The sequence below is a fragment of the Terrisporobacter hibernicus genome, from assembly GCF_020809405.1.
GTDB lineage: Bacteria > Bacillota > Clostridia > Peptostreptococcales > Peptostreptococcaceae > Terrisporobacter > Terrisporobacter petrolearius.
Genome location: NZ_CP081135.1, coordinates 3120065 through 3142615, shown reverse-complemented (window position 1 = coordinate 3142615; position 22551 = coordinate 3120065). Strand labels below are relative to the sequence as shown.

At 28.5% G+C, this 22551-nt stretch carries 26 protein-coding genes; 2 read left to right on the top strand and 24 right to left on the bottom strand.

Features of this window, described 5'->3' with window-relative positions; translation table 11 throughout:
* Nucleotides 1–14: 14 nt before the first annotated feature.
* The 10 genes from truB to JW646_RS15140 form a co-directional block, all read right to left on the bottom strand.
* The gene (gene truB / locus JW646_RS15185; protein ID WP_228415572.1) at nt 15–923 is read right to left on the bottom strand and encodes a tRNA pseudouridine(55) synthase TruB; all 909 of its coding nucleotides are present in this window, start codon (nt 921–923) and stop codon (nt 15–17) included.
* A gap of 12 nt (nt 924–935) precedes the next feature.
* Nucleotides 936–1916 (bottom strand): DHH family phosphoesterase, encoded by a 981-nt coding sequence (locus JW646_RS15180; RefSeq protein WP_228415571.1) that lies wholly within the window; start codon nt 1914–1916, stop codon nt 936–938.
* Nucleotides 1909–2298, bottom strand: coding sequence for a 30S ribosome-binding factor RbfA (gene rbfA, locus JW646_RS15175; RefSeq protein ID WP_148556350.1), 390 nt, complete (start codon nt 2296–2298; stop codon nt 1909–1911). Before rbfA ends, JW646_RS15180 begins: the two co-directional genes overlap by 8 nt.
* Nucleotides 2299–2326: 28 nt before the next feature.
* A complete protein-coding gene (gene infB, locus JW646_RS15170) occupies nt 2327–4255 on the bottom strand; it encodes a translation initiation factor IF-2 (protein ID WP_074915573.1) in 1929 nt (642 codons plus the stop codon).
* A 24-nt stretch (nt 4256–4279) separates the two neighbouring features.
* The gene (locus JW646_RS15165) at nt 4280–4588 is read right to left on the bottom strand and encodes a L7Ae/L30e/S12e/Gadd45 family ribosomal protein (protein WP_074915571.1); all 309 of its coding nucleotides are present in this window, start codon (nt 4586–4588) and stop codon (nt 4280–4282) included.
* A complete protein-coding gene (gene rnpM, locus JW646_RS15160; protein WP_074915569.1) occupies nt 4578–4853 on the bottom strand; it encodes an RNase P modulator RnpM in 276 nt (91 codons plus the stop codon). The genes JW646_RS15165 and rnpM overlap by 11 nt, the downstream gene beginning before the upstream one ends.
* Before the next feature lie 12 nt (nt 4854–4865).
* On the bottom strand, nt 4866–5921 hold the full coding sequence (gene nusA, locus JW646_RS15155; protein WP_228108922.1) for a transcription termination factor NusA: 1056 nt from the start codon (nt 5919–5921) through the stop codon (nt 4866–4868).
* Between the two features lie 30 nt (nt 5922–5951).
* Nucleotides 5952–6413, bottom strand: a complete 462-nt coding sequence (locus JW646_RS15150; RefSeq protein WP_074915565.1) for a ribosome maturation factor RimP — start codon at nt 6411–6413, stop codon at nt 5952–5954.
* Between the two features lie 181 nt (nt 6414–6594).
* Nucleotides 6595–6840: a YgjV family protein gene (locus JW646_RS15145; RefSeq protein WP_074915563.1), complete on the bottom strand. Its 246-nt coding sequence runs from the start codon at nt 6838–6840 to the stop codon at nt 6595–6597.
* An 80-nt stretch (nt 6841–6920) separates the two neighbouring features.
* A complete protein-coding gene (locus JW646_RS15140; protein ID WP_206923982.1) occupies nt 6921–11216 on the bottom strand; it encodes a PolC-type DNA polymerase III in 4296 nt (1431 codons plus the stop codon).
* Between the two features lie 164 nt (nt 11217–11380).
* Between JW646_RS15140 and JW646_RS15135 the strand changes: the two genes are divergently transcribed.
* Nucleotides 11381–12061, top strand: a complete 681-nt coding sequence (locus JW646_RS15135; RefSeq protein ID WP_074915560.1) for a hypothetical protein — start codon at nt 11381–11383, stop codon at nt 12059–12061.
* A gap of 204 nt (nt 12062–12265) precedes the next feature.
* A complete protein-coding gene (locus tag JW646_RS15130) occupies nt 12266–13000 on the top strand; it encodes an NAD-dependent protein deacylase (RefSeq protein ID WP_074915558.1) in 735 nt (244 codons plus the stop codon).
* A 58-nt stretch (nt 13001–13058) separates the two neighbouring features.
* On the opposite strand, the gene JW646_RS15125 is transcribed toward JW646_RS15130, so the two are convergent.
* The 14 genes from JW646_RS15125 to JW646_RS15060 all read right to left on the bottom strand — a co-directional run bounded on the left by JW646_RS15125 (nt 13059) and on the right by JW646_RS15060 (nt 22529).
* Nucleotides 13059–13202: a hypothetical protein gene (locus JW646_RS15125; RefSeq protein ID WP_175487613.1), complete on the bottom strand. Its 144-nt coding sequence runs from the start codon at nt 13200–13202 to the stop codon at nt 13059–13061.
* A 161-nt stretch (nt 13203–13363) separates the two neighbouring features.
* Nucleotides 13364–13801, bottom strand: coding sequence for a GerW family sporulation protein (ytfJ, locus tag JW646_RS15120; protein WP_074915556.1), 438 nt, complete (start codon nt 13799–13801; stop codon nt 13364–13366).
* On the bottom strand, nt 13755–14345 hold the full coding sequence (locus tag JW646_RS15115; RefSeq protein ID WP_148556346.1) for a DUF2953 domain-containing protein: 591 nt from the start codon (nt 14343–14345) through the stop codon (nt 13755–13757). The genes ytfJ and JW646_RS15115 overlap by 47 nt, the downstream gene beginning before the upstream one ends.
* 98 nt (nt 14346–14443) lie before the next feature.
* A complete protein-coding gene (locus JW646_RS15110) occupies nt 14444–14683 on the bottom strand; it encodes a hypothetical protein (protein ID WP_228415570.1) in 240 nt (79 codons plus the stop codon).
* 68 nt (nt 14684–14751) lie between these two features.
* Nucleotides 14752–15288 carry an SMC-Scp complex subunit ScpB gene (gene scpB / locus JW646_RS15105; RefSeq protein WP_228415569.1) on the bottom strand — a complete coding sequence of 179 codons (537 nt, stop codon included), beginning with the start codon at nt 15286–15288 and terminating at the stop codon, nt 14752–14754.
* Complete coding sequence (locus JW646_RS15100; protein ID WP_228415568.1) at nt 15281–16009, bottom strand: segregation and condensation protein A; 729 nt, start codon at nt 16007–16009, stop codon at nt 15281–15283. Before JW646_RS15100 ends, scpB begins: the two co-directional genes overlap by 8 nt.
* Before the next feature lie 11 nt (nt 16010–16020).
* Nucleotides 16021–16611, bottom strand: coding sequence for a site-2 protease family protein (locus JW646_RS15095; protein ID WP_074915545.1), 591 nt, complete (start codon nt 16609–16611; stop codon nt 16021–16023).
* A gap of 135 nt (nt 16612–16746) precedes the next feature.
* Nucleotides 16747–17898, bottom strand: a complete 1152-nt coding sequence (locus JW646_RS15090; RefSeq protein ID WP_074915543.1) for a D-alanyl-D-alanine carboxypeptidase family protein — start codon at nt 17896–17898, stop codon at nt 16747–16749.
* 118 nt (nt 17899–18016) lie between these two features.
* Entirely contained in the window at nt 18017–18304 is a 288-nt protein-coding gene (locus JW646_RS15085; protein ID WP_074915541.1) for a DUF503 domain-containing protein, read from the bottom strand.
* A 15-nt stretch (nt 18305–18319) separates the two neighbouring features.
* Nucleotides 18320–18655 (bottom strand): YlbF family regulator, encoded by a 336-nt coding sequence (locus JW646_RS15080; protein WP_074915538.1) that lies wholly within the window; start codon nt 18653–18655, stop codon nt 18320–18322.
* 127 nt (nt 18656–18782) lie between these two features.
* Complete coding sequence (locus JW646_RS15075; protein WP_139216733.1) at nt 18783–20459, bottom strand: ribonuclease J; 1677 nt, start codon at nt 20457–20459, stop codon at nt 18783–18785.
* Between the two features lie 203 nt (nt 20460–20662).
* Complete coding sequence (locus JW646_RS15070; protein ID WP_206923986.1) at nt 20663–21118, bottom strand: Fur family transcriptional regulator; 456 nt, start codon at nt 21116–21118, stop codon at nt 20663–20665.
* A gap of 126 nt (nt 21119–21244) precedes the next feature.
* Entirely contained in the window at nt 21245–22135 is an 891-nt protein-coding gene (locus JW646_RS15065; protein ID WP_228415567.1) for an LCP family protein, read from the bottom strand.
* Nucleotides 22136–22259: 124 nt separating this feature from the next.
* Nucleotides 22260–22529, bottom strand: coding sequence for a DUF1292 domain-containing protein (locus JW646_RS15060; protein ID WP_074915529.1), 270 nt, complete (start codon nt 22527–22529; stop codon nt 22260–22262).
* Nucleotides 22530–22551: the final 22 nt, after the last annotated feature.

Here is a 22551-nt window from a genome sequence, read left to right as displayed (position 1 = left end):
CACTGATATAAAAATTATTCTATAAAAATTTTATCACTCTTTAGACTAATAGTGTTATTATTTTTTAATAATTTTCCAGTTCCTATAAATTCATCATTACAATATACTCTGACATATTCATCATTTTGTGATAAATTATCATTTGTAAATCTTTTAGAATCTATTATTCCACCATTTCTATAGTATTTAAGAGCAGTATCTTTTAATTCAACTTTTTTAAAATTATCTAGAACATAATCAATATCATATAAGTAATTTTCTAAGATGTTATCATCATAATATTTTTCTAATTCTTCTAGAGTTATTGCATTTTCTAAGTTAAATTTTCCAGAAGATGTTCTAAGTAAAAAGGACATATGTCCTCCACATTTTAAGTACTGTCCAATATCATGACATATACTTCTCACATAAGTCCCTTTTGAACATTTAACTAAAAATAATACTTTATTTTCAATTATATTTAAAATTTTTATTTGTTCTATGTTAACTTTTCTAGGCTTAATTTCAATAGTGTCAGCTTTTCCTTTTCTAGCTAAATCACACATTTTTTGTCCATTAACTTTCAAAGCTGAATAAACAGGAGGATATTGATTAATTTCTCCTTTTTGTGTTTCAAAAGCTTTATATATATCCTCATTTGTAATATTTGAAGTATTACCTTCAAATGTTATTACTCCAGAAGAATCATAAGTGTCTGTGGCAGCACCTAAGGTTAATTCACATATGTATGATTTTTCTTTATTTAAAATAAGCTCACTTACTTTTGTCGCCTTATTTAAACATATAGGAAGAACTCCCGCGGCATCAGGATCTAGCGTTCCTGTATGACCAACTTTTTTCATGCTTAAAATCCTTCTCACTCTACTTACAACATCATGAGATGTCATTCCCGTAGGTTTTAATATATTTACTATTTTATTCATTAAAAATCATCCTTAAATTTCTTTTAATGCTTCTTCTAATATTTTTTCTTTTGCATTTTCTATGCTATCATTTATGGTGCATCCAGCAGCTCTTATATGTCCGCCTCCACCAAATACCTTAGCTAAGCGACTTACATCTGCATAGGATTTGGATCTTAAGCTAACTTTAATTTCATTATCACTTTTTTCTTTAATCAAAATTCCTATTTCAACATTTTCTATATCTCTAGCATATGGTACAATACCATCGATATCCTTAAAATCAATACTGTATCTTTTAAGCATATCTAGTGTAACCATCATTATAGCCACTTTTTCATTAATAATTTCAAGTGTGTTTAGTGACTCTCCCAGTAATTTATAAAAGTTAAAAGGATTGCTACCAAAAACATGTTGAACTACTTTTTGTGTTTGGGCTCCATTGATTAATAATTGCTTTGCCATATCAAAACTACTTGCATGAGTATTTGAATACGTAAGTTTTCCAGTATCCGTCATAAGACCTGTATAAAGAGCTGTAGCTATATTTTCATCTATAGATTTAAATTTGTTTATTTCTTCATTTCTTACAAGTAAATTATATACTAATTCACAAGTTGAAGAGGCTTCAGCAATTACATAATTTAAATCACCATAAAAATCATTGCTTGCATGATGATCTACATTTATTAAGTTTATACAATTATATTTAATGTCGTCATCTACACAAACTCTGTTTTTATCTCCACAATCTAAAGTAATCAAAGTATAGTTGTCTACTTTCAACTCTTTAAATTCACTAGAGTTTATTATATTTACACCTTCAATAAGGAACTGCATATTTAAAGGCATATCATCATTCATAACATAATAAACATTTTTATTAATTTTTTTTAAGAAATAATAAATTGAAAGAGTTGAACCTATATTGTCTCCATCTGGATTAACATGAGAAGTAACGACAAAATCGTTACTTCCATGTATATACTTTATAATATTATCTAGACTATTCATTTTCATTTTCCTCAACTTGTGTTTGAGGCTTATCTTGTTCTTTTTGTGATACTTTTTTTATAAGGCTGTCCATGTACATACCTTTAACCAAAGAATCATCTACTTTGAATATGATTTGTGGGATATGTCTTATTTTTATACTTCTACCTATTTCTCTTCTGATGTAGCTTTCTGCAGCTCTTAAACCTTGTAAAGTAGATTCTTCATCTCCACCTAAAATACTTACGTATATATAGGCATAGCTTAAATCGCTAGTAACTTCCACATCTGTAACACTTACCATAGAGTTTATTCTAGGGTCTTTTATTCCATTAATAAGCATAGTACTTACTATTTTTCTGATTTCTTCGCCTATTCTACGTGTTCTATTATATGATGCCATAATATCAACCCTCTTTACCTGTAGTTATTTATAATTTTCTTTCTATTTCTTTTGTTACATAAGCTTCTACTATATCTCCAACTTTTATATCGTTGTAGTTTACGAAACTCATACCACACTCGTAACCATTATTTACTTCTTTTACATCATCTTTAAATCTCTTAAGAGCTTGTATTTCACCTTCGTGGATAATTATACCATCTCTTACTATTCTCACTTTACCGTTTCTGAATATTTTACCATTTGTTACGTAGCATCCTGAAACTGTACCAACACCAGATATTTTGTAAACTTCTCTTATTTCTGCTTTACCTGTGTCTTCATCTCTATATTCTGGATCTAACATACCACTCATGGCAGCTTGTATATCCTCTATAGCTTTATATATTATAGTGTAACTTCTTACATCTACACTTTCTTTTTCTGCAAGAGATTCTGCACTTGGTACTGGTCTAACATTAAATCCTATTATTATTGCATTTGATGCAGCTGCAAGCATAACATCTGATTCATTTATAGCTCCAACACCACCATGTATCACTCTAACTGCAACTTCGTCGTTAGATAATTTTTCAAGTGATTGTTTTACTGCTTGAACAGAACCTTGAACATCTGCTTTTATAACTATATTAAGCTCTTTAACTTGACCTTCGTTCATTTGCTCGAAGAATTGGTCAAGTGACATTCTTTGGTTAGATTTTAACATTTCTTCTCTAGCTATGTGTTGTCTTTTTTCTGCAACATTTCTAGCTATTTTATCTGAAGGTACAGCTACAAACTGATCTCCACCTTGTGGAACTTCTGAAAGTCCTAATATTTCAACAGCTGTTGATGGTCCAGCAGTTTTAACTCTTTTTCCTTTTGAGTTTATCATTGCTCTTACTTTACCTGAAGCAACACCACAAACTATTGGATCTCCAACGTTTAGAGTACCACCTTGTACAAGTACTGTAGCCACTGGTCCTCTACCTTTGTCAAGTTCAGCTTCTACAACTGTACCAACTGCTCTCTTATTTGGATTAGCTTTTAATTCTTCCATTTCAGAAACTAAAAGTATCATTTCTAATAATGTATCTATTCCTGTTCTTTGTCTAGCTGAAACTGGAACTGCTATAACATCTCCACCCCAGTCTTCAACAAGTAATCCTTGTTCAGATAATTCTTGCTTAACTCTATCTTGATTAGCTGCTGGTTTATCTATTTTATTTATAGCTATGATTAGTGGAACACCTGCTGCTTTAGCGTGGTTTATTGCTTCTATTGTTTGAGGCATTATACCATCATCTGCTGCAACTACTAATATTGCTATATCTGTAACTTGCGCACCTCTAGCTCTCATTGCTGTGAAAGCCTCATGTCCTGGAGTATCTAAAAATACTATCTTTTGCCCATTTATTGATACTTCAGATGCACCTATATGCTGAGTAATTCCTCCTGCTTCACTAGTAGTAACATGTGTACTTCTTATAGCATCTAGTAAAGATGTTTTACCATGGTCAACATGTCCCATAACTGTTACAACTGGTGGTCTTGGTTTTAAATCTTCTTCTTTATCTTCTTCTATTTGCATTAATTCTTCTATTTCTTCTTCTATTTCTTCATCATTTGAACCTGCAACTAATGTGAATCCATATTCACTTGCTAAATGAGAGGCTATTTCAAAGTTAACTTCTTGATTTAAAGAAGCCATAGTTCCCATTTTCATAAGCTTCATTATAACTTCTGTAGCTGGTTTTTCTAATGCTTCAGCCAATTGTTGAACTGTTAAAGTTCCATCAACTTTTATTACATTCTCATCAGATTCTTTTAAAAGATCCATAAGTAATTCTACTTCATCTTCTTCTAATTCAGATTTTTCGTTTTCTACTTCAATTCCTAATTCTTTTATTTTTGCTAAAATGTCCTTATTTGACATCCCTACTTCTTCTGCTATTTGGTAAACTCTTGTTTTATTCACAAGATCACCCCCTATTATTATTTGTTAATCCATTAACTGTATGATTTTATTTGCGAATCCTATATCTTTAATTCCTATAACTGCTCTAGAATCTTTACCAATAGACATTCCTAAATCACTTTTTGTAGACATCTCTATACAATTTACTTTTCTAAAAGATGTTTTATCGTTGAATAATTTTTTCGTATTATTCGATGCATCACCTGCAACTATTACTAAATTTAACTTTCCTTTTTTTAAATCTAACATAGTTGCATCTTCTCCAGATACTAATTTACCTGCTCTCATTGCAATGCCAAGTAATGAGTGTATTTTATCCATATTATTTTTCATATGATTCTAACTCCGCTAATAATTTTTCGTATACCTCATTTGGCACTTCCATTTTAAAAGCTCTATTTAAAGCTTTGCTTTTTATAGCTTTTTTTAAACATTCAGAATCCTTGCATATGTATGCCCCTCTTCCATTTGCTTTTCCAGCTAAGTCTATAAAAATTTCGCCTTCTTTATTTTTTACTATTCTAATAAGTTCTTTTTTGTTATCTCTATCTTGACAAGCAATACATTTTCTTTGAGGCACTTTTTTTATTTTTGTCAAAGCAATCCCTCCTTATTCTTCGTCATTTAATTGAGATTCACTTTTAATGTCTATCTTCCAATTCGTAAGTTTTGCTGCAAGTCTAGCATTTTGTCCTGCTTTACCTATAGCTAAAGATAATTGATAATCTGGCACTACAACTAATGCTGATTTTTCTTCTTCGTTAACTTCTACTTTAACTACTTTTGATGGACTAAGTGATGCGCATACAAACTCAGCTGGATTTTCGCTGTAGTTTATTATATCTATTTTTTCTCCACCTAATTCATCAACTACATATTTAACTCTAGTTCCTTTTGGTCCTACACAAGCTCCAATTGGATCTATTTTCTCATCTATTGAATGAACAGCCATTTTAGTTCTTGATCCTGCTTCTCTAGATACAGATTTTATTTGAACTATACCTTGGAATATTTCTGGCACTTCTGATTCAAATAATCTCTTAACAAGATTTGGATGGCTTCTTGAAACTACTATTTGAGGTCCCTTATTAGTTTTCTTCACCTCTAATATATATACCTTTATTTTGTCTCCAGCTTTAAAATGCTCTCCTGGAATTTGTTCAGTTTCAGGCATAGATCCTTCTATTTTCCCAAGTCTCACATAAACAATCTTTTTATTATCAGATACTCTAGCAACCTCTCCAGTTACTAATTCTCCTTCTTTTTCTATAAACTCATTGTATATTATTTCTCTTTCAGCTTCTCTTATTCTTTGAACAACTACTTGTTTAGCTGTTTGTGCTGCTATTCTACCAAAGTCTTTTGGAGTTACTTCATTTTCTAATATATCTCCAAGTTCATACTTTGGATTTATTTGTCTAGCTTCATCTAGTTCTATTTCTAAAAAATTATCATATAAGTCTGACTCATCAACAACTCTTCTTTGTGAGTAAACTCTTACTTCTCCCTTTTCTGGGTTAAAATCTATTCTAACATTTTGTGCTGAACCAAAGTTCTTTTTGTATGCAGTAAGTAATGCTTGTTCTATAGTATCTATAAGTATATCTTTATCGATACCTCTATCCTTTTCTAATTCATCTAGCGCTTCCATGAATTCGTGATTCATTTGTTTATCCTCCCTATATTAATGTTACCACTAAAACTTAATAGCTAATCTAATAAGCGCAACATCTTTTTTATTGAATTCAACCTCTTTATTATCTATTATAACTTTAATATTTTTCTCTTCTGTCAAACCAACAAGCTCTCCTTCATGTAGTTTAGAACCGTCAATTGATTTATAAAGCTTTATTTCCACATCTCTACCTTGGTATTTCACAAAGTCCTTATCTTTTTTAAGTGGTCTATCAAGACCAGGAGATGATACTTCTAAATAATAGTTATCTTTAATTGGATCTTTTTCATCTAGAATTGGATTTAGCGCTCTTGTAACTAATTCACATTCATTTAAAGAAACTCCGTCTTCTTTATCGATGTAAACTCTAAGGAAGAATTCTCCACCTTCTTTGACGTATTCAACATCTACTAACTCTAAATCGTTGGCTTGTGTTATAGGTAACACTATTTGTTCTATTTCAGTAGCTATGTTCTTTTTCATATTGTTTACCTCCTATTCAGTTGTATTTATAGTATTTAAAATAAAAGAGTGAGCACAGATGTCTCACTCTTAGTTTCTGCAAATATACTATTTTATATATCACTATATCATAAAAATGTTATATTTACAAGCTTTTGTATTGATTTAATATTTGTTTTAGCATCCTTACATTAATAATAAATTATTTATTTTGACTTTTATTATTTAATCCTCTTAGTTTATATAAGTTATAAATATTTATAATAATTATGATAGCATTAGCTAAAGCTACAGGATAAGCACCAACATTTAAACCATATATAACAAACATCAAACATCCTATGGAGTTTATTATTCTTAATTTATACATATCTGTCATTGTAAGAGATATAGCAATTAAAATAGACGCTATATATCCCACTAGTTCTATATACTCAAAACTAAACATATTAATTCCTCCTTACAATTATAAGTACATTAATATACTTAGTTTGTTCATTTTTTATACTATAATTCACTCATAATTTATTAAAATAATGAAAGTTGATTTTTATCACTCATATTGTCTAACGATCCATGATTAGTTAGAGTTTCAATAACAGTTTTTGAAATTTTAGTTCTCTTTCTTAAATCTTCTTTGGATATAAACTCACCATTTTCTCTTTCTTGCTGTATGTGTATAGCTGCATTCTCTCCTACCCCTTGCAAAGCTATCATAGGAGGTAGAATTTGATTTTCTCCCATAACTTTAAACTCAGTTGCATCTGATTTGTAAATATCTACTGGAAGAATTTTTATATTCCTTGCATACATCTCATAAGCAACTTCAAGAACTGTCAGCATATTTTTTTCTTTAGCCGTTGCATCATTACCTAGAGAAATAATTTCATCCATTTTGTTTCTTATAGAATCTAGTCCTTTTACAATTAAGTCAGCATCAAAATCTTCTGCTTTGGTTGTAAAATATGTGGCATAAAATGCTTCTGGATAATGCACTTTATAATAAGCCAGCCTAAAACTCATCATTACATAAGCAACAGCATGAGCTTTAGGGAACATGTATTTTATCTTTTGACATGAACCTATATACCAATCTGGCACATCATTTTTTTTCATTTCTTCAATAAATTCAGGTTTCAATCCTTTACCTTTTCTAACACTTTCCATTATGGTAAATGCCATCTTTGGTGGAAGCCCTTTAAATATTAAGTAGTTCATTATATCATCACGTGTTGATATAACTTCTTTAAATTCAACTGTACCTTCCACAACCAAGTCTTGTGCATTATTTAACCAAACATCAGTACCATGAGATAATCCTGATATACGTACAAGCTCTGCAAATGTTGTTGGCTTTGTATCAAGAAGCATTTGTCTAACGAATTTTGTTCCAAATTCAGGTATAGCAAGACAACCTATTGGACAGTTAATCTCCTCCGGTGTTACACCTAAAGCATCTGTAGATGTAAATAATGACATTGTTTCTTTATCATCTAGAGGTATTTCTGTGGCAATCTTACCTGTAATATCTTCTATCATTCTGATGATGGTGGGAACGTCGTGTCCTAATATATCAAGCTTTAGTATCCTACCACTTATAGAGTGATAGTCAAAGTGTGTAGTTATAACTCCACAGCTAGTATCGTTGGCTGGATATTGTATAGGTGTTATATCATAAACATCTTTGTAGTCTGGTATAACCATAACTCCACCGGGGTGTTGTCCTGAAGTTCTTTTTACTCCTGTACATCCATTTGCAAGTCTTAAAACTTCTGCTGATGTTGAATTTAAATCATTTTCTTCTACGAATTTCTTAGCATAACCAAAAGCAGTTTTTTCTGCAACAGTACCTATTGTTCCTGCTCTATATACATGACCTTCTCCGAAAAGTTCTTCTGTATATTTATGAATTACAGGTTGATAACTTCCTGAGAAGTTAAGGTCAATATCTGGTTCCTTATCTCCTTCAAATCCAAGGAAAACCTCAAAAGGTATATCATGTCCATCTTTTTTTAATGGTCTTCCACATTTAGGACAATCCTTTGCCGGTAAATCCACTCCAGAACCCCATTCACCTATTTCATAGAAATAAGAATACTTACACTGTGAATTTTCACAAATATAATGTGCTGGCAGCGGATTAACTTCAGTTATATCACTCATTGTAGCCGCAAGGGAAGACCCTACAGATCCCCTAGAACCAACTAGGTATCCATCTGCAAGAGATTTTGTAACTAGTTTTTGAGCTATAATATACATCACTGCATAACCATTACTTATAATCGAATTTAACTCTCTATCAAGTCTTTTTCTCACAACGTCTGGGAGAGGGCATCCATAAATCCTCTCTGCCTTAGCATTACACATCTCTCTAAGTTCTTTATCAGAACCTTCAATTACTGGTGGAAAAGTTGCATTAGGTATTGGAAGTATATCTTCAATCATATCTGCTACCTTATTTGTATTTTCTACTACAACCTCATATGCTAAATCTTCTCCTAGATATTTGAATTCATCTAGCATTTCGTCTGTTGTTCTAAAATGAAGATAAGTTTCCTCTTCATCTATCTTAAAACCTTGTGAGTATTTAAGCACTTTTCTATAAATAGCTTCATGTTTATCTATAAAGTGTACATCTCCTGTAGCTACAGGAATTTTTCCAAAGTTCTTTGCCACTTCAATCATTCTTCTATTTAAATCTTTTAATTCTTCTTCATCTTTAACTTCACCTTTATCAATCATAAATCTATTATTATCAATTGGCATAACTTCAATATAATCATAAAGAGATATTATTCGCTCTAAGTCTTCATCGCTTTTATTTTGTTTTACAGCTTGAAAAACCTCCCCAGCTTCACAAGCTGAGCCAATTATTATTCCTTCTTTATATTCCTCTAAAACACTTTTTAATATTCTAGGCGCTCTATAAAAGTGGTTTACATGAGCATCAGATACTATTTTATATAAATTTTTTACCCCAATTTGATTTTTAGCAATTAATGTTACATGATTTGTTCTTAATTTAGTATAATCTATATCTCCTAAAATCATATTTACATCGCTTAATTTTTCTGCACCCTTCTTTTTTATCATTTCTAAAAATTTAATAAATATATGTGCAGTAGCTTCTGCATCATCTACAGCTCTATGATGATTAAGCAATGGAATTCCTAATTCCTTAGCTATAAGGTTTAATCTAAATCTTTTCATATGAGGAAGTAGGGTTCTTGCTAATGTTAATGTATCAACTGATGTATTTTTAAATTCGATATTTTGTTCTCTACATTTTTGTTGCATAAACCCCATATCGAAGTCTGCATTGTGAGCAACTAACACACTATCTCCTATAAATTCAATAAACTTTGGTAATATTTCTTCAATAGTAGGTTTATCTTTTATTAAGTCATTTGTAATGCCAGTAAGTTCTTGGACTTTATAAGAAATATCCTTCTCAGGATTTATCAATTGGCTAAATCTATCTACAATTTTAAAGTTTTCTACTTTTACTGCACCTATTTCTGTAATTTTATCATTTTTATTTGAAAAACCTGTAGTTTCTAAGTCAAATACTATGAATGTTTGAGATAAGTCTTTATCATTTGCCTTTTGTATTACAGGTAAATTATCTTCTACTAAATAACCTTCTACTCCATAGAGTATTTTTATATTGTTAGCTTTCCCTGCATCCATGGCTTCTGGGAAAGCTTGAACAACACCGTGATCTGTTATGGCGATTGCCTTATGCCCCCAATCAGCTGCTTGTTTAACTAGTTTTTTTGCAGGAGATAAAGCATCCATCGAAGACATTTGAGTATGAGCATGTAACTCAACTCTTTTGCCTTTTTCACAAATATCTTTTCTTTTTGGTTTTTCTTCTTGTCTGATACCACTTATAGTCATAGTGATTTCTCTTTGATAAGTATCATATAATACGTCACCTTTAATTTTTACATAAGATCCTTCTTTTACACTATCTAACACCTTATCCTTGTTCAAGTCATTTAAAAACAACTTACAATTAATAGAGCTTGTATTATCTGTGATAGACATAATTGAAAGTATTTTACCATTTCTCAATTCTTTATTTTCTATATTAAATATTTCACCTATGATTGCTACTGTCTTAGATTTTTGATTAAGATCTTTTATTGGATGTACTAAACTATTAACATCTTCACCATAAATTAAATGTTCATCATATTCATCCTTAATTACATAACTTTCTTCTTCATTATCTTCATCTACTACTTCAAATTCCATTTCTTTTATTAAATCTTCAATTTCTTTATCTGTTTTTTCTATTAACTTTTTTATATCCGTCTTATCACTAACTGCTTTTTCAACTTTAACCTGATAGTCAATTCCCAATTCTTCTAATAATACATTTCTTATAACATCTTCTATATTATTCTTTTTTAGTTTTTCATAAAAAATATCTTTAGGAATCTTTATCTTTAGCATATTATCTAAACACATGTACTCTACTTGTTTTTTCCATCCTTCAATAGCTGGACAGATTTTTTTTAATATATATAAAATATTATGCCAATAGTTTTTCACTATATCTTTATCCGATTTTCTGCCAAAACCATTGAACTTAATTTTGAGCCTAATATTTTTAAAATATTTCAATTTGCCTAATAGCTCTTCTCTAAGTTCATCTAAAATCTCATGCGATATAATATCCTTTGACACTAAATACATATAAAAAATTTTTTCTTCCTTGAAGTATACTACTTTGGATACTTGTACTTCTTTTAATTGCTTTTCTAATCTACTATTTTTAATTTCTAGTTTTTCTAAATAGTCTTTAATATTATCCATGAGATTATCACTTCCTTTCCTAGATAAATTATTATATCATATCTAAAAATAAATTCATTACCATGTTTTATAAAATAAAATTTATTTTTAGGATTAGCTTCAAAATACAACTTAATTAATATTATATAATATGACCACAATCCAAACTAAGGCGGTGTTTTAATATGGCATGCAATAATATTTTTGACATAAATTATATGTCCACATATTATGATAACCTGGGAGGAAAAAAGTTATTTAAAAACTGCGTAAAAGACTTCAATTCAAAAATAGATAAAAAGGTACATCTTTATTATTCTAACAAAAAAGACACACCCATATGCGCGCTGCCAAAACTAAGAATGTTATTTGTAACGAGAATTGGTTTTCTATCCTTTTGTTATAATTTCTATTTTTATGTTAATACCTTTAATTATTATAATATAGATATATCTGAAGAAAACTTGAAAATAATAGCGAAATGTGTCTGTTCTCATGAGGTAGGTCACATACTAGATAACAGCATTTCAAACAATAAATGGGAACATTCTAAAATACTCACTGATATTATAGAAAAAATGATAAATTACAATATTGATATCTCAAAAGAAGATTATTATAAAAATAATTTACCTAAAGATTTAGAGGAAAGTGTAGTAAGTTTAAAGAAAAATTTAATAGAAAGAGAATCTATTGCTTGGGAAATTGCAAAAAATATTATGAATTTTAAAAGCGAAAAAGAAAAATTTTTATTTTCAAAAATTAGAGAATATGCTCTTGCAACATATAATTATGGTGACCTTAAAACTATTGTAAAAGAAAATAATTTAGAAGTTTTTTTTAAATATAAAAGATATTTTGTTTAATAATGTAAGAGCTTTCTTTAAAGTAAGAAAGCTCTTACATTATATTTTAACTTATACAAAGTACTCTCATAAAAATACACTCTTCTTAATATTATATTATATAATTTAACTTAAAATAATTACATTTTTTTGCATACTTATACTTATTTTGGTGAATATTTGGTATTATAATATTATAAGTATTATTTTAGGAGGTATCTATATATGGATGATAGTATTAAAAGATTAAAAGAACTTATAGATAGTCATGATAATATTGTGTTTTTTGGTGGGGCTGGTGTATCTACAGAATCTAACATTCCAGATTTTAGAAGTGCCTCTGGTTTATTTAACAAAAAACTAAATAGAAATTTTACTCCTGAACAATTAGTATCTCATACATTTTTTATGCGATATCCAGAAGAGTTTTTTAAATTTTATAAAGATAAATTAATCTATGAAGATGCTAAACCAAATAGTGCTCATATAGCCCTTGCTAAATTAGAAGATATAGGAAAATTAAATGCTGTAATTACTCAAAATATTGATGGCTTACATCAAATGGCTGGGAGTAGAAATGTATTAGAGCTTCATGGATCCATACATAGAAATCATTGCACTAAATGTGGAAAAGCTTATACATTGGAGGAAATGTTAAATTTAGGTGGTAATATTCCCTACTGCGATGTATGTAATAGTATAGTTAAGCCTGATGTAGTTTTATATGAAGAACCATTGGATAATTCCATAGTGAATGAAACTGTAAACGCTCTAAGTAACGCAGACTTATTAATCATTGGAGGCACTTCATTAGTTGTTTATCCTGCAGCTAGTTTTATTGACTACTTTAATGGCGATAGCATTGTTTTAATAAACAAAAGTAGCACAGGTTATGATACAAAAGCTTCTATAGTCATTAATAACTCCATAGGAGAAGTACTTTCACAGGCAGTATTATAGAAAATTAAATTTTAAATTATAGAATAAATTAAGAATAAGGTAAGATTATAATCTTACCTTATTCTTTTTCTTTTTTATTTTCATATACATCCTTATATATTAAAACAGCTTCATAATATGCTTCTTCTTCACTTATACCTTTTTCCTGTGCTATTTTCTCAGCTGAGTCTTTTATAATCGATGCAGCTTCAAGTATGTTCATAGAAACACCTTCCTATTAATTATCCTACTACTTCTTAATATATATTATTCCCCAAAAAACTGTAAAATTACCTTATTTTATTAAAAATTACATTTATTTATAATACTTATAAAAAAAAATAAGTTCTTTGACATAAAACATCAATAGAACTTATTTTTTAATTATTCTTCTTTATGTATTTTCCCATTATTGTCCATATCTTCTTGAAACTTAACATTACTATCGTGTTTTAATATTCTTTGAACTTTGTCTATTATCCTAGGTGTTACTGTTAAAATGTTATCTACTAAATTAACATTATCCTCCAAAGAAATTAAACGTGTTTCTCCATTTTCCACTACAACGAAGGCTACTGGTGATATGGTAATTGCTCCACCACTTCCTCCTGCAAAATTAGTATCGCATTTTGTCTCAGTTTTACAGTTTTTATTATATTCACCTCCGCCAATACCAAACCCTACAGTTACTTTTGATATAGGAACAATAACAGATTCTTCTGCTTTTATAGGGTTTCCTACTATGGTATTAGAATCTATGGAATTTTTTATAGTCTCAAGAGTTGTCTCCATAATGCTTTGTATTGAATTTGTAGCTGTCATTTTTGCCACCTTCCTTAGACTTAAGTTTTATTATTCTTATAAGAATTGGAATAGATTTAAACATAGTATTTAATCTAAATTTTATATGTATTTTTACACTTCCTTTAATATTATTTTCATTAAACTTAGGGACTATGTTTAAATATATTTTTTCACATTTACATATATTTGTTATGTTTCCATAAATCCCGTTAATTAATGCATTAATATATATAGTTACATATGGATTAACATTACTAAAATATATATTTGAGTATAACTCTATTATTTTCACTTTTTTAACTAAGTTTAAAATATTACCCAACTCTTTATCTAATATTTTTAAATCCTTTAAACTACCTCTTTTTTTCTTTTTATTTTTCTTTGACGGATATAATTGAATATTAAATCTTATTAATTTGAATAATAATTTAATTTTTAATTTTACAACTATTTTTTTATTATTAAAATCAATTGCAAATATAAAATGAGAATAGGATATTAATAATAAAATCAATATAAAAAAAATACTTATACATATATATTTCAAATTAAAATATCTCATATTCTATATTGTTTGCAAAACTTATGGATATATACTAATTAAAAGGAGATAGGCCTTAGGCGCAAAAAAATCATAGGCAAGACACCTATGATTTATATTTATTTTGATTTATTTTTACTTTTTTTGTTTGACATGACACTTTGTGACGATGGTGCCATTCTTTGTTTTTGCCTTCTAGTTGTCCCACTATTATTGTAAATACACATCCCCCAACATGCAACTGCAACCATAAATAGTATACCCCTTGATGTATCTCCCTCTCTAAACATATACACTCCAAATAAAAAACTTGCTATAGCAAATATTACATATATGGCCATTGCTAGTTTACTTTTCATATTTCTCCCCCTTAAATTATTATCTTACTGAAATAGTATCACATTTTATGATAAATAATAATTTTTTATTAAATTTCTTCTTCATTTTCGAAACTATCTATTGGTGGTAATTCTTTTAAACTTTCAATTTGCAATAATTTCAAAAATTCCTGAGTTGTCTTATATATAATGGGTTTTCCTATTCTATTTAAGCGTCCTGCTTCTCTTATTAGTTCATGTTCTAAAAGTGTTTGTAAAACTTTATCACATTTAACACCTCTAATACTTTCTATTTCCACTTTAGTAATAGGTTGTTTATATGCAATAATAGTTAAAGTTTCTAGTGTAGCTTGACTTAAAGACTTTCTTTTTTTAGGCTCTAGTACCTTTTTTATATAGTCTGCATAGTCTTTATTAGTACACATTTGATATTTATTTTCTAGTTTTATTATTTGAATTCCTCTATTATTTTCTCTATATTCTTCAATCAAAGAATTCATCATAAATTCTATTTCTTTAAGTGAAAGTTCTTCATTAATAACACTATTAAGTTCTTTTATGCCTATAGGTTCACCATAAGCAAACATAATTGATTCAATTATATATTTTATTTCTTCTCTATTCATTTTCCACTCCACGCTTTATTATAAGAATATCATCAAAAAATTCATTTTGAACTACAACAATTAACTTTTCCTTTATTAATTCAAGAATAGCTAAAAATGTAGCTATAGTTTCATCCTTATCATAAGGCCCTACTAATTCTACAAAGCTTACTTTATCTTCTTTTTTCATTAAATCTCTTAAATCTGACATTTTTTCTTCAGAAGATACTACTCTTTTTTTAACTATCATGTCTAATTCTTCTGTTTTATCAAAACCTTCTATAACTTTTGTTTTTAGTATCATAGGAAGAATTGTTCTGATAGCTTCTATTGATATTTCATCTAAGTCTATTTTATTATCTACGATTACTTCTTCTTTTGCTCTAAAGAAAGTGTCACAAGTATAATGGACATTTTCTTTAATACTTAAAGATGCTTCTTTAAATTTCTTATATTCCTCTAATTTTTCCACTAATTCTAATCTTGGATCTTCTTCATGTTCTTCATGGTGCTGTTTGTATAGTAAATACTTTGACTTTATTTCAACTAGTTTAGAAGCCATTATTATAAATTCACTGGCAACTTCTAGATCCATCTCATTTAACTTATCAATATAAGCTAAATATTGACTTGTAATTTCTGAAATGGATATATCTTTTATATCTATTTTTTGCTTTGAAATCAAATCACAAAGTAAATCTAAAGGTCCATCATAAACATTTAAATGTATATTATACTTCATTTAATTACCTCTTACATAAAGATACTTACTATAGCATAAAATGCCATCATTATAGGTGTTGTTACTATCGTATATACTTTTGTAAATAGGGCAATTAGTAATACAACGTAACCTATATTTTCATATTTATAAATAAATTCATTATATTTATATGGAAGTAATGATGATATAACTCCCCAGCCATCAAGTGGTGGTATAGGAAGTAAGTTAAATGCTCCAAAACCTATGTTAATCCACATAGCATTATCAAATATTAGTTGTATAGCATACATATCAGAGTATTTAACTATTAACGCACAAACAATTGCACCTATTAAATTCCCTAATGCTCCAGATAAGGAAACTATTATATTGCCTACTCTATAGTTTTTAAAGTTATTTGGATTAACTGGAACTGGTTTTGCCCATCCAAAATGGCATACTATTAACATTATTAATCCTAAAGGATCCACATGTTTTGCAGGGTTTAATGTCATTCTTCCATCATACTTAGCTGTATCATCTCCAAGTAAGTGTGCTGAGTACGCATGACCAAACTCATGAATAGATATGGCTATGGCTATTCCTACCAATGATGCTAATAAATCACTTAAGTTAAACATATTTATTTTCTCCTACTATTTTTTTGTAATAATATTATTATAACATTAATAGAACTATAATCAAAAGGTTTATGTTTTTATTAATGAGAAAAGCTATGAAGCACATATAAATACGCACTGCATAGCTTTTTAGTATTATAATAAGTTGTCTACTATTCTTCTTAACATTTGTAAATAAGATGCTTTATTTATATCTTCATTATTTATTATTTTAGTTTCTCCCACAAGTTCTTTTCCTCTGTAGACTTTTACAACTCCTAATTCTGTATTTTTCTTTATTGGAAGTTTTAGATCTTGTTTTATTTCTACTTTCTTTTGGAAATCTTTTTTATCACCTTTTTTTATTAACACACTTAAATCATCTTTTGCTACTAAATCAACATTTTCTTTTTCACCTTTTTCAAATTTAACTGTTGCGACCTTGTCTTTTGCTCCACAAATTTTAACACTTTCATAGTTTGCAAATCCATAATTCAAAAGATTTGTAGCATCTTTAAATCTTATTGGTGAAGTTTCAGCACATAATGTAACAGCTATTAAATGTGTGTTATTTCTCAAAGCAGATGCTGATAAACAATATTTTGCTTGTTGAGTAAAGCCAGTTTTTACTCCTGTTGCTCCTGAATAATGCTTTACTAATTTATTAGTATTGGATATTCCTATTTTAGCTTGTTTCTTTCCAACTACAACATCATCCATCCATGTAGTTAGATACTTAGAAATCTTCTTATGACTAAGCAATTCTTTTGACATTAGTGCAATATCATAAGCTGAAGTATAGTGATTATCTACAGGAAGTCCATTTGTATTTACAAAGTTTGTATCATTCATTCCTAATTCTTTAGCTCTTTTATTCATAAGTTCTACAAACTCTTCCATACTTCCGCCTACATATTCTGCCATAGCAACACAGGCATCATTGGCAGATGCAACTGCTATGGATTTTACAAGTGTATCTACCTTTTGTATTTCTCCTGGTTCTAGGAAAATCTGGCTACCTCCCATACTAGCAGCATTTTCACTTATTTGAACATCATCTTCTTCTTTGATTTTTCCATCTTCTAAAGCTTCACAAATTAAAAGTAATGTCATTATTTTTGTTACGCTGGCAGGTGGTAATTTTTCATGAGGATTTTTCTCATACAGTACTTTGCCTGTAGATGCATCCATCAATACTGCTGATTTAGAAGCTATATCTAACTTAGCTTCTTTGGTATTGGCAAAAATAAAATTTCCTTGACTTATTACAATAACTAATGCAAGTAGAAAGCTAATAAACTTTTTCATATCGTCACCTCTTAATTGTATTTAATTTTATTAACCTTTATATTATTTCTCTTATATTATTTTTTACCAATACTTCTAATTTATAATTAGTATCTTTTACATATTATATTTTTTTATATTAATAATTGATAATTTCACTTTCTATATCAATTATTTCAGCATCACAATTTTCTTCAATAAAGTTTATAATTTTTTCCATTGATTGATCACTATCCTTACTGTTTAAATCAAGCTTTACCATACCAATACTTATTCTTTGATGTAAATCTTGATTTTCAACTTCTCTTATACTAATATTAAACTTGTTTTGCAATTTAGCTATTATACTTTTCACAATCATTCTCTTTTCTTTTAAAGAGTGTGCATATGGTGCCCTTAAATCAACTTTAATAACTAGTATTTTCATTTAAATTCCTCTTTTCTATTTATAATCTTCTTTTATTGCCTGTGCTATTACTTTATTTATATCATCCATCATTTTATTAAATTTTTCTTCAGCTAGTATATAGTTATATATTTTTTCATTGTATCTTATTTTATTCTGAATTTCTTCCATTTTTCTCATGGATTTTTTATCTATTTTTTTATTATTCATAGTGGCGTATTGAAGACTGTATCCTGTTTTTTTATATTCACTTAATAATACTTCATTATTTTTATCCACTTTCATCACTTTCATGTTATATATAAAATCTTTATACTCTTTACTATTTTTTATTTCACTAGCCAACTTTGTAGCTGTATCATATACACTCATATTACCCTCCTAATTAATATTAAAATTTTTAGGTGTTATAATTATATATGCATTATGAATGTGTTTTTGTTTATAGTTACAAAAAAATACCTCAGTATTTTTTATTCAAATACTGAGGTATTTCTAATTATACTTCCATGATTATTGGTAATATCATTGGGTTTCTCTTAGTTTTTATATATAAATATTCCTTCAAGTTTTCTTTAATATTATTTTTTAAATATGCCCATTCTTTTATATTCTTTTCTTCACATTCAGTTAAAACATCTTTTATTACTTTCTTAGCTCCATCCATTAAATCCTCTGATTCCCTAACATAAACAAATCCTCTAGATATAATGTCTGGCCCAGCAAGCACTTTACCATCTTCTTTAGATATAGTAACAACTACTATCATAAGTCCATCTTCAGATAAATGTTTTCTATCTCTTAGAACTATGTTTCCTACATCTCCTACTCCAAGTCCATCCACAAGTACATTTCCTGTTGGTACTGTAGCAGTAACTTTTGCAGAATTTCTATCTAATTCTAAAACTTGGCCAGTTTGCATAACAAATACATTTTGGTCTGGCATACCAAGCTCATTAGCTAATTCTGCATGACGTTTTAACATTCTATATTCTCCATGAACTGGCATAAAGAATTTTGGCTTAACCATTCTGTTTATAAGTTTTAAATCTTCTTGAGCAGCATGACCTGATACGTGTATATCAGCTATATCGTTGTAAACAACTCTCGCTCCTCTTTCAAATAAAAGATTTATCACTTTTGAGATTAGCTTTTCATTTCCTGGTATTGGATGAGCTGAAATTATTACTAAATCTCCTTTTTTGATTTCTACTTTTTTGTGTTCGCTACTTGACATTCTAGCAAGAGCCGACATTGGCTCTCCCTGAGTTCCTGTAGTTATAATTACTAATTCATTGTCATCATATTTAGATAGGTCATTTAAGTCAACTAATGTATCGTCTTCCATTTCTAAATAGCCAAGTTCCTTAGCAACACCTATTACATTAACCATTGATCTTCCTGAGACAGCAACTTTTCTATTAAATTTAACAGCCGTATTTATTATTTGTTGTAATCTATGAATATTTGACGCAAAAGTAGATACTATAATTCTACTACCATTCGCCTTTCTAAATAAATCATCAAGACCTGCTCCTACTGTTCTTTCAGACATAGTAAACCCTGGTTTTTCCACGTTTGTACTATCTGCTAACATTAAAAGAACTCCCGCACTTCCAAGCTCACATATTCTGTGAATATCCATAACATCTCCATCTATCGGTGTAAGATCAATCTTAAAGTCTCCTGTATGGAAAATAACCCCTTGGTCTGTGTGTACAGCCAGCGAACAAGACCCTGGTATACTATGGTTATTTTTTATAAATTCTACACTAATATTTTTAAGCTTAATTATTTGTTTAGGAGTAACAACATTTAATTTTACATTATTAAGTTTATGTTCTTTTAATTTAACCTCGATTAGTCCAATACTAAGTCTAGTTCCGTACACAGGTACATCGATTTTTTTAAGTATATATGGAAGAGCTCCAATATGATCTTCATGTCCATGTGTTATAAATATACCTTTTACCTTATCCTTATTTTTTAGTAAATAAGTTATATCAGGTATAACTATATCAACACCTAACATTTCATCTTCTGGAAAACTTAACCCCGCATCTATTACAACAATCTCATCCTTATACTCTATTACGGTCATGTTTTTGCCTATCTCGTTAAGACCACCTAAAGCCATTACTTTAACTTTGTTGGTGTTTTTCTTAAACAATTGCATCATCTCCTCTGTCTATTCAATTTTCAATTTTCAATTTAATGTTGCATATAAAAATAATATTAAATCACGCACTTTTTACCAACTAAGTTTATTGTATCATAAATTTCCTTATATTTTAAGTATATTTAAAATACTTTTATCCATTATCTAGATAAAATACCTTTTTAATATACAAAATCAACAAAAGTAAAAAGATATAAGTTCTATTTAGAACTTATATCTTTATTGCAGTCTTGACATAATCCATAAAATTTAACATCATGGTCTAATATTTTAAACTTATAAGCACTTTGTATTTCTTTTTCTACATTGTCCATTAAATCATCTTCAACTTCAATTATTTTTCCACATTTTTTACAAATTAAATGGTGGTGATTATGAGTTTCTGATTTATTTAAATTAATTTCGTACCTAATACATCCATCATCTAAGTTTAGTTTTGATATTACTCCAATTTCATCTAATAACTGCATTGTTCTATAAACTGTTGCAAGTCCTATTTCTGGACAATTCTCCCTGACTAAATCATAAATTTCTTCACTGCTTAAGTGTCTATTTTCATTATCAAGAAGAATATTAATTATAGCTCTTCTTTGAGGAGTTATTTTTAGTCCTGATTCCTTTAATTTAATTTTTAAGTTTTCCATTGTATTACACATAATACCACCCGTTTTCAATTGATAATCTTTTGTAATTATTGTAAATGATAAATTCACTCATGTCAATATTTAGAAAATTATTAATATATTTATTTTTTTATAACAATATATATTATGCTTATATGCTTAGTTATAAATAAATTCATGTAATATTTTTAAGTTCCTATTTTTTTCCCATTTAATTACGTATTGTGAATTGTGTTTTAGCCTTCCGTCTTCTCTATATTCGTTACTAGGGAATTCCAATTGCTTTATTTTATAATTAGTTAAATCCCTCGATATTATTGCTAGGTCTAAAATTTTATCTGGGGATACGCTAACATTTACATATTTAAGTAGTATTTTTATCAATTCTGGATATTTAAAAACTGATACTTTTGATAGTTTATAAGCTAAGCTTTCTAGCACCTTTCGTTGTCTAGCATCTCTATAAAAACAGTTGTCTATTTTTCTAAGTCTACAATAAGCTAATGCTTGATATCCATTTAGTAAATGATTGCCACTACTAGTTATATATTCTATATTATTACCCTTATTTTCAATTTCTAATCCATAACATGCATCTATTACTTTATTTAGTCCATCAACTTCTCTGTCCTCAATATTTACTTCTACTCCTCCTAGTACATTTATAACATCTACAAAACTTTTAAAGTCTACAACCGCATAGTCTTTTAAATTAAGATTAAAATTGTAATTTATTGTTTTAAGTAATAAGTCGCAGCCTCCATATGCAAAAGAGTGGTTTACTTTGTCATATCCTTTTCCAGGTATATATACTAATGTATCCCTAGCTATAGATGTAAGTTTTAAGGCTTTATTTTTATTGTCTATAGTTAGAATAATCATAGTGTCAGCTCTAGAAGTTTTATCTCCTATACCATCTTTTCCTATTAATAATATATTATAAATTTCTTTTTCTGTGTAAGAATCTATGTCTTTAGCAAAAACACTATTATTTAATATTATGGGAAAAATTATTATAAGTATTATGCTTATTAGAATCTTTTTTTTCATTTTGTCATCCCCTTTGCTTTTTTCAATATTTTCCCCAGTGATTTTAAAATTAAACTCTATAATTAGATATATTATTTTTTAATTTTGAATAAAAAAAAACTACCTGTAAAGGTAGTCTTTTTTATTAGAATTCATCGTCGTTTAGTCCTTCTTCGTCCATTAATGTATTATAAACATCAACAACTATTTCATATTCTTTATCATCTTCCAAAGGAACTAACATTTCTCCTTCTTCATCTTGGTCTATTCTAAATACTAAGGCCTCATCACTATCTTCGTCATCAACAGGCATTAATATAGCATATTCCTTATCATTAGCTTCTAAAGTTAATATTACTTCAAATTCACTTTCTACTCCATTTTCATCAATTAAGCTTATTATATTATCTTGCATCTAGATCACCTCAATTTCTTTC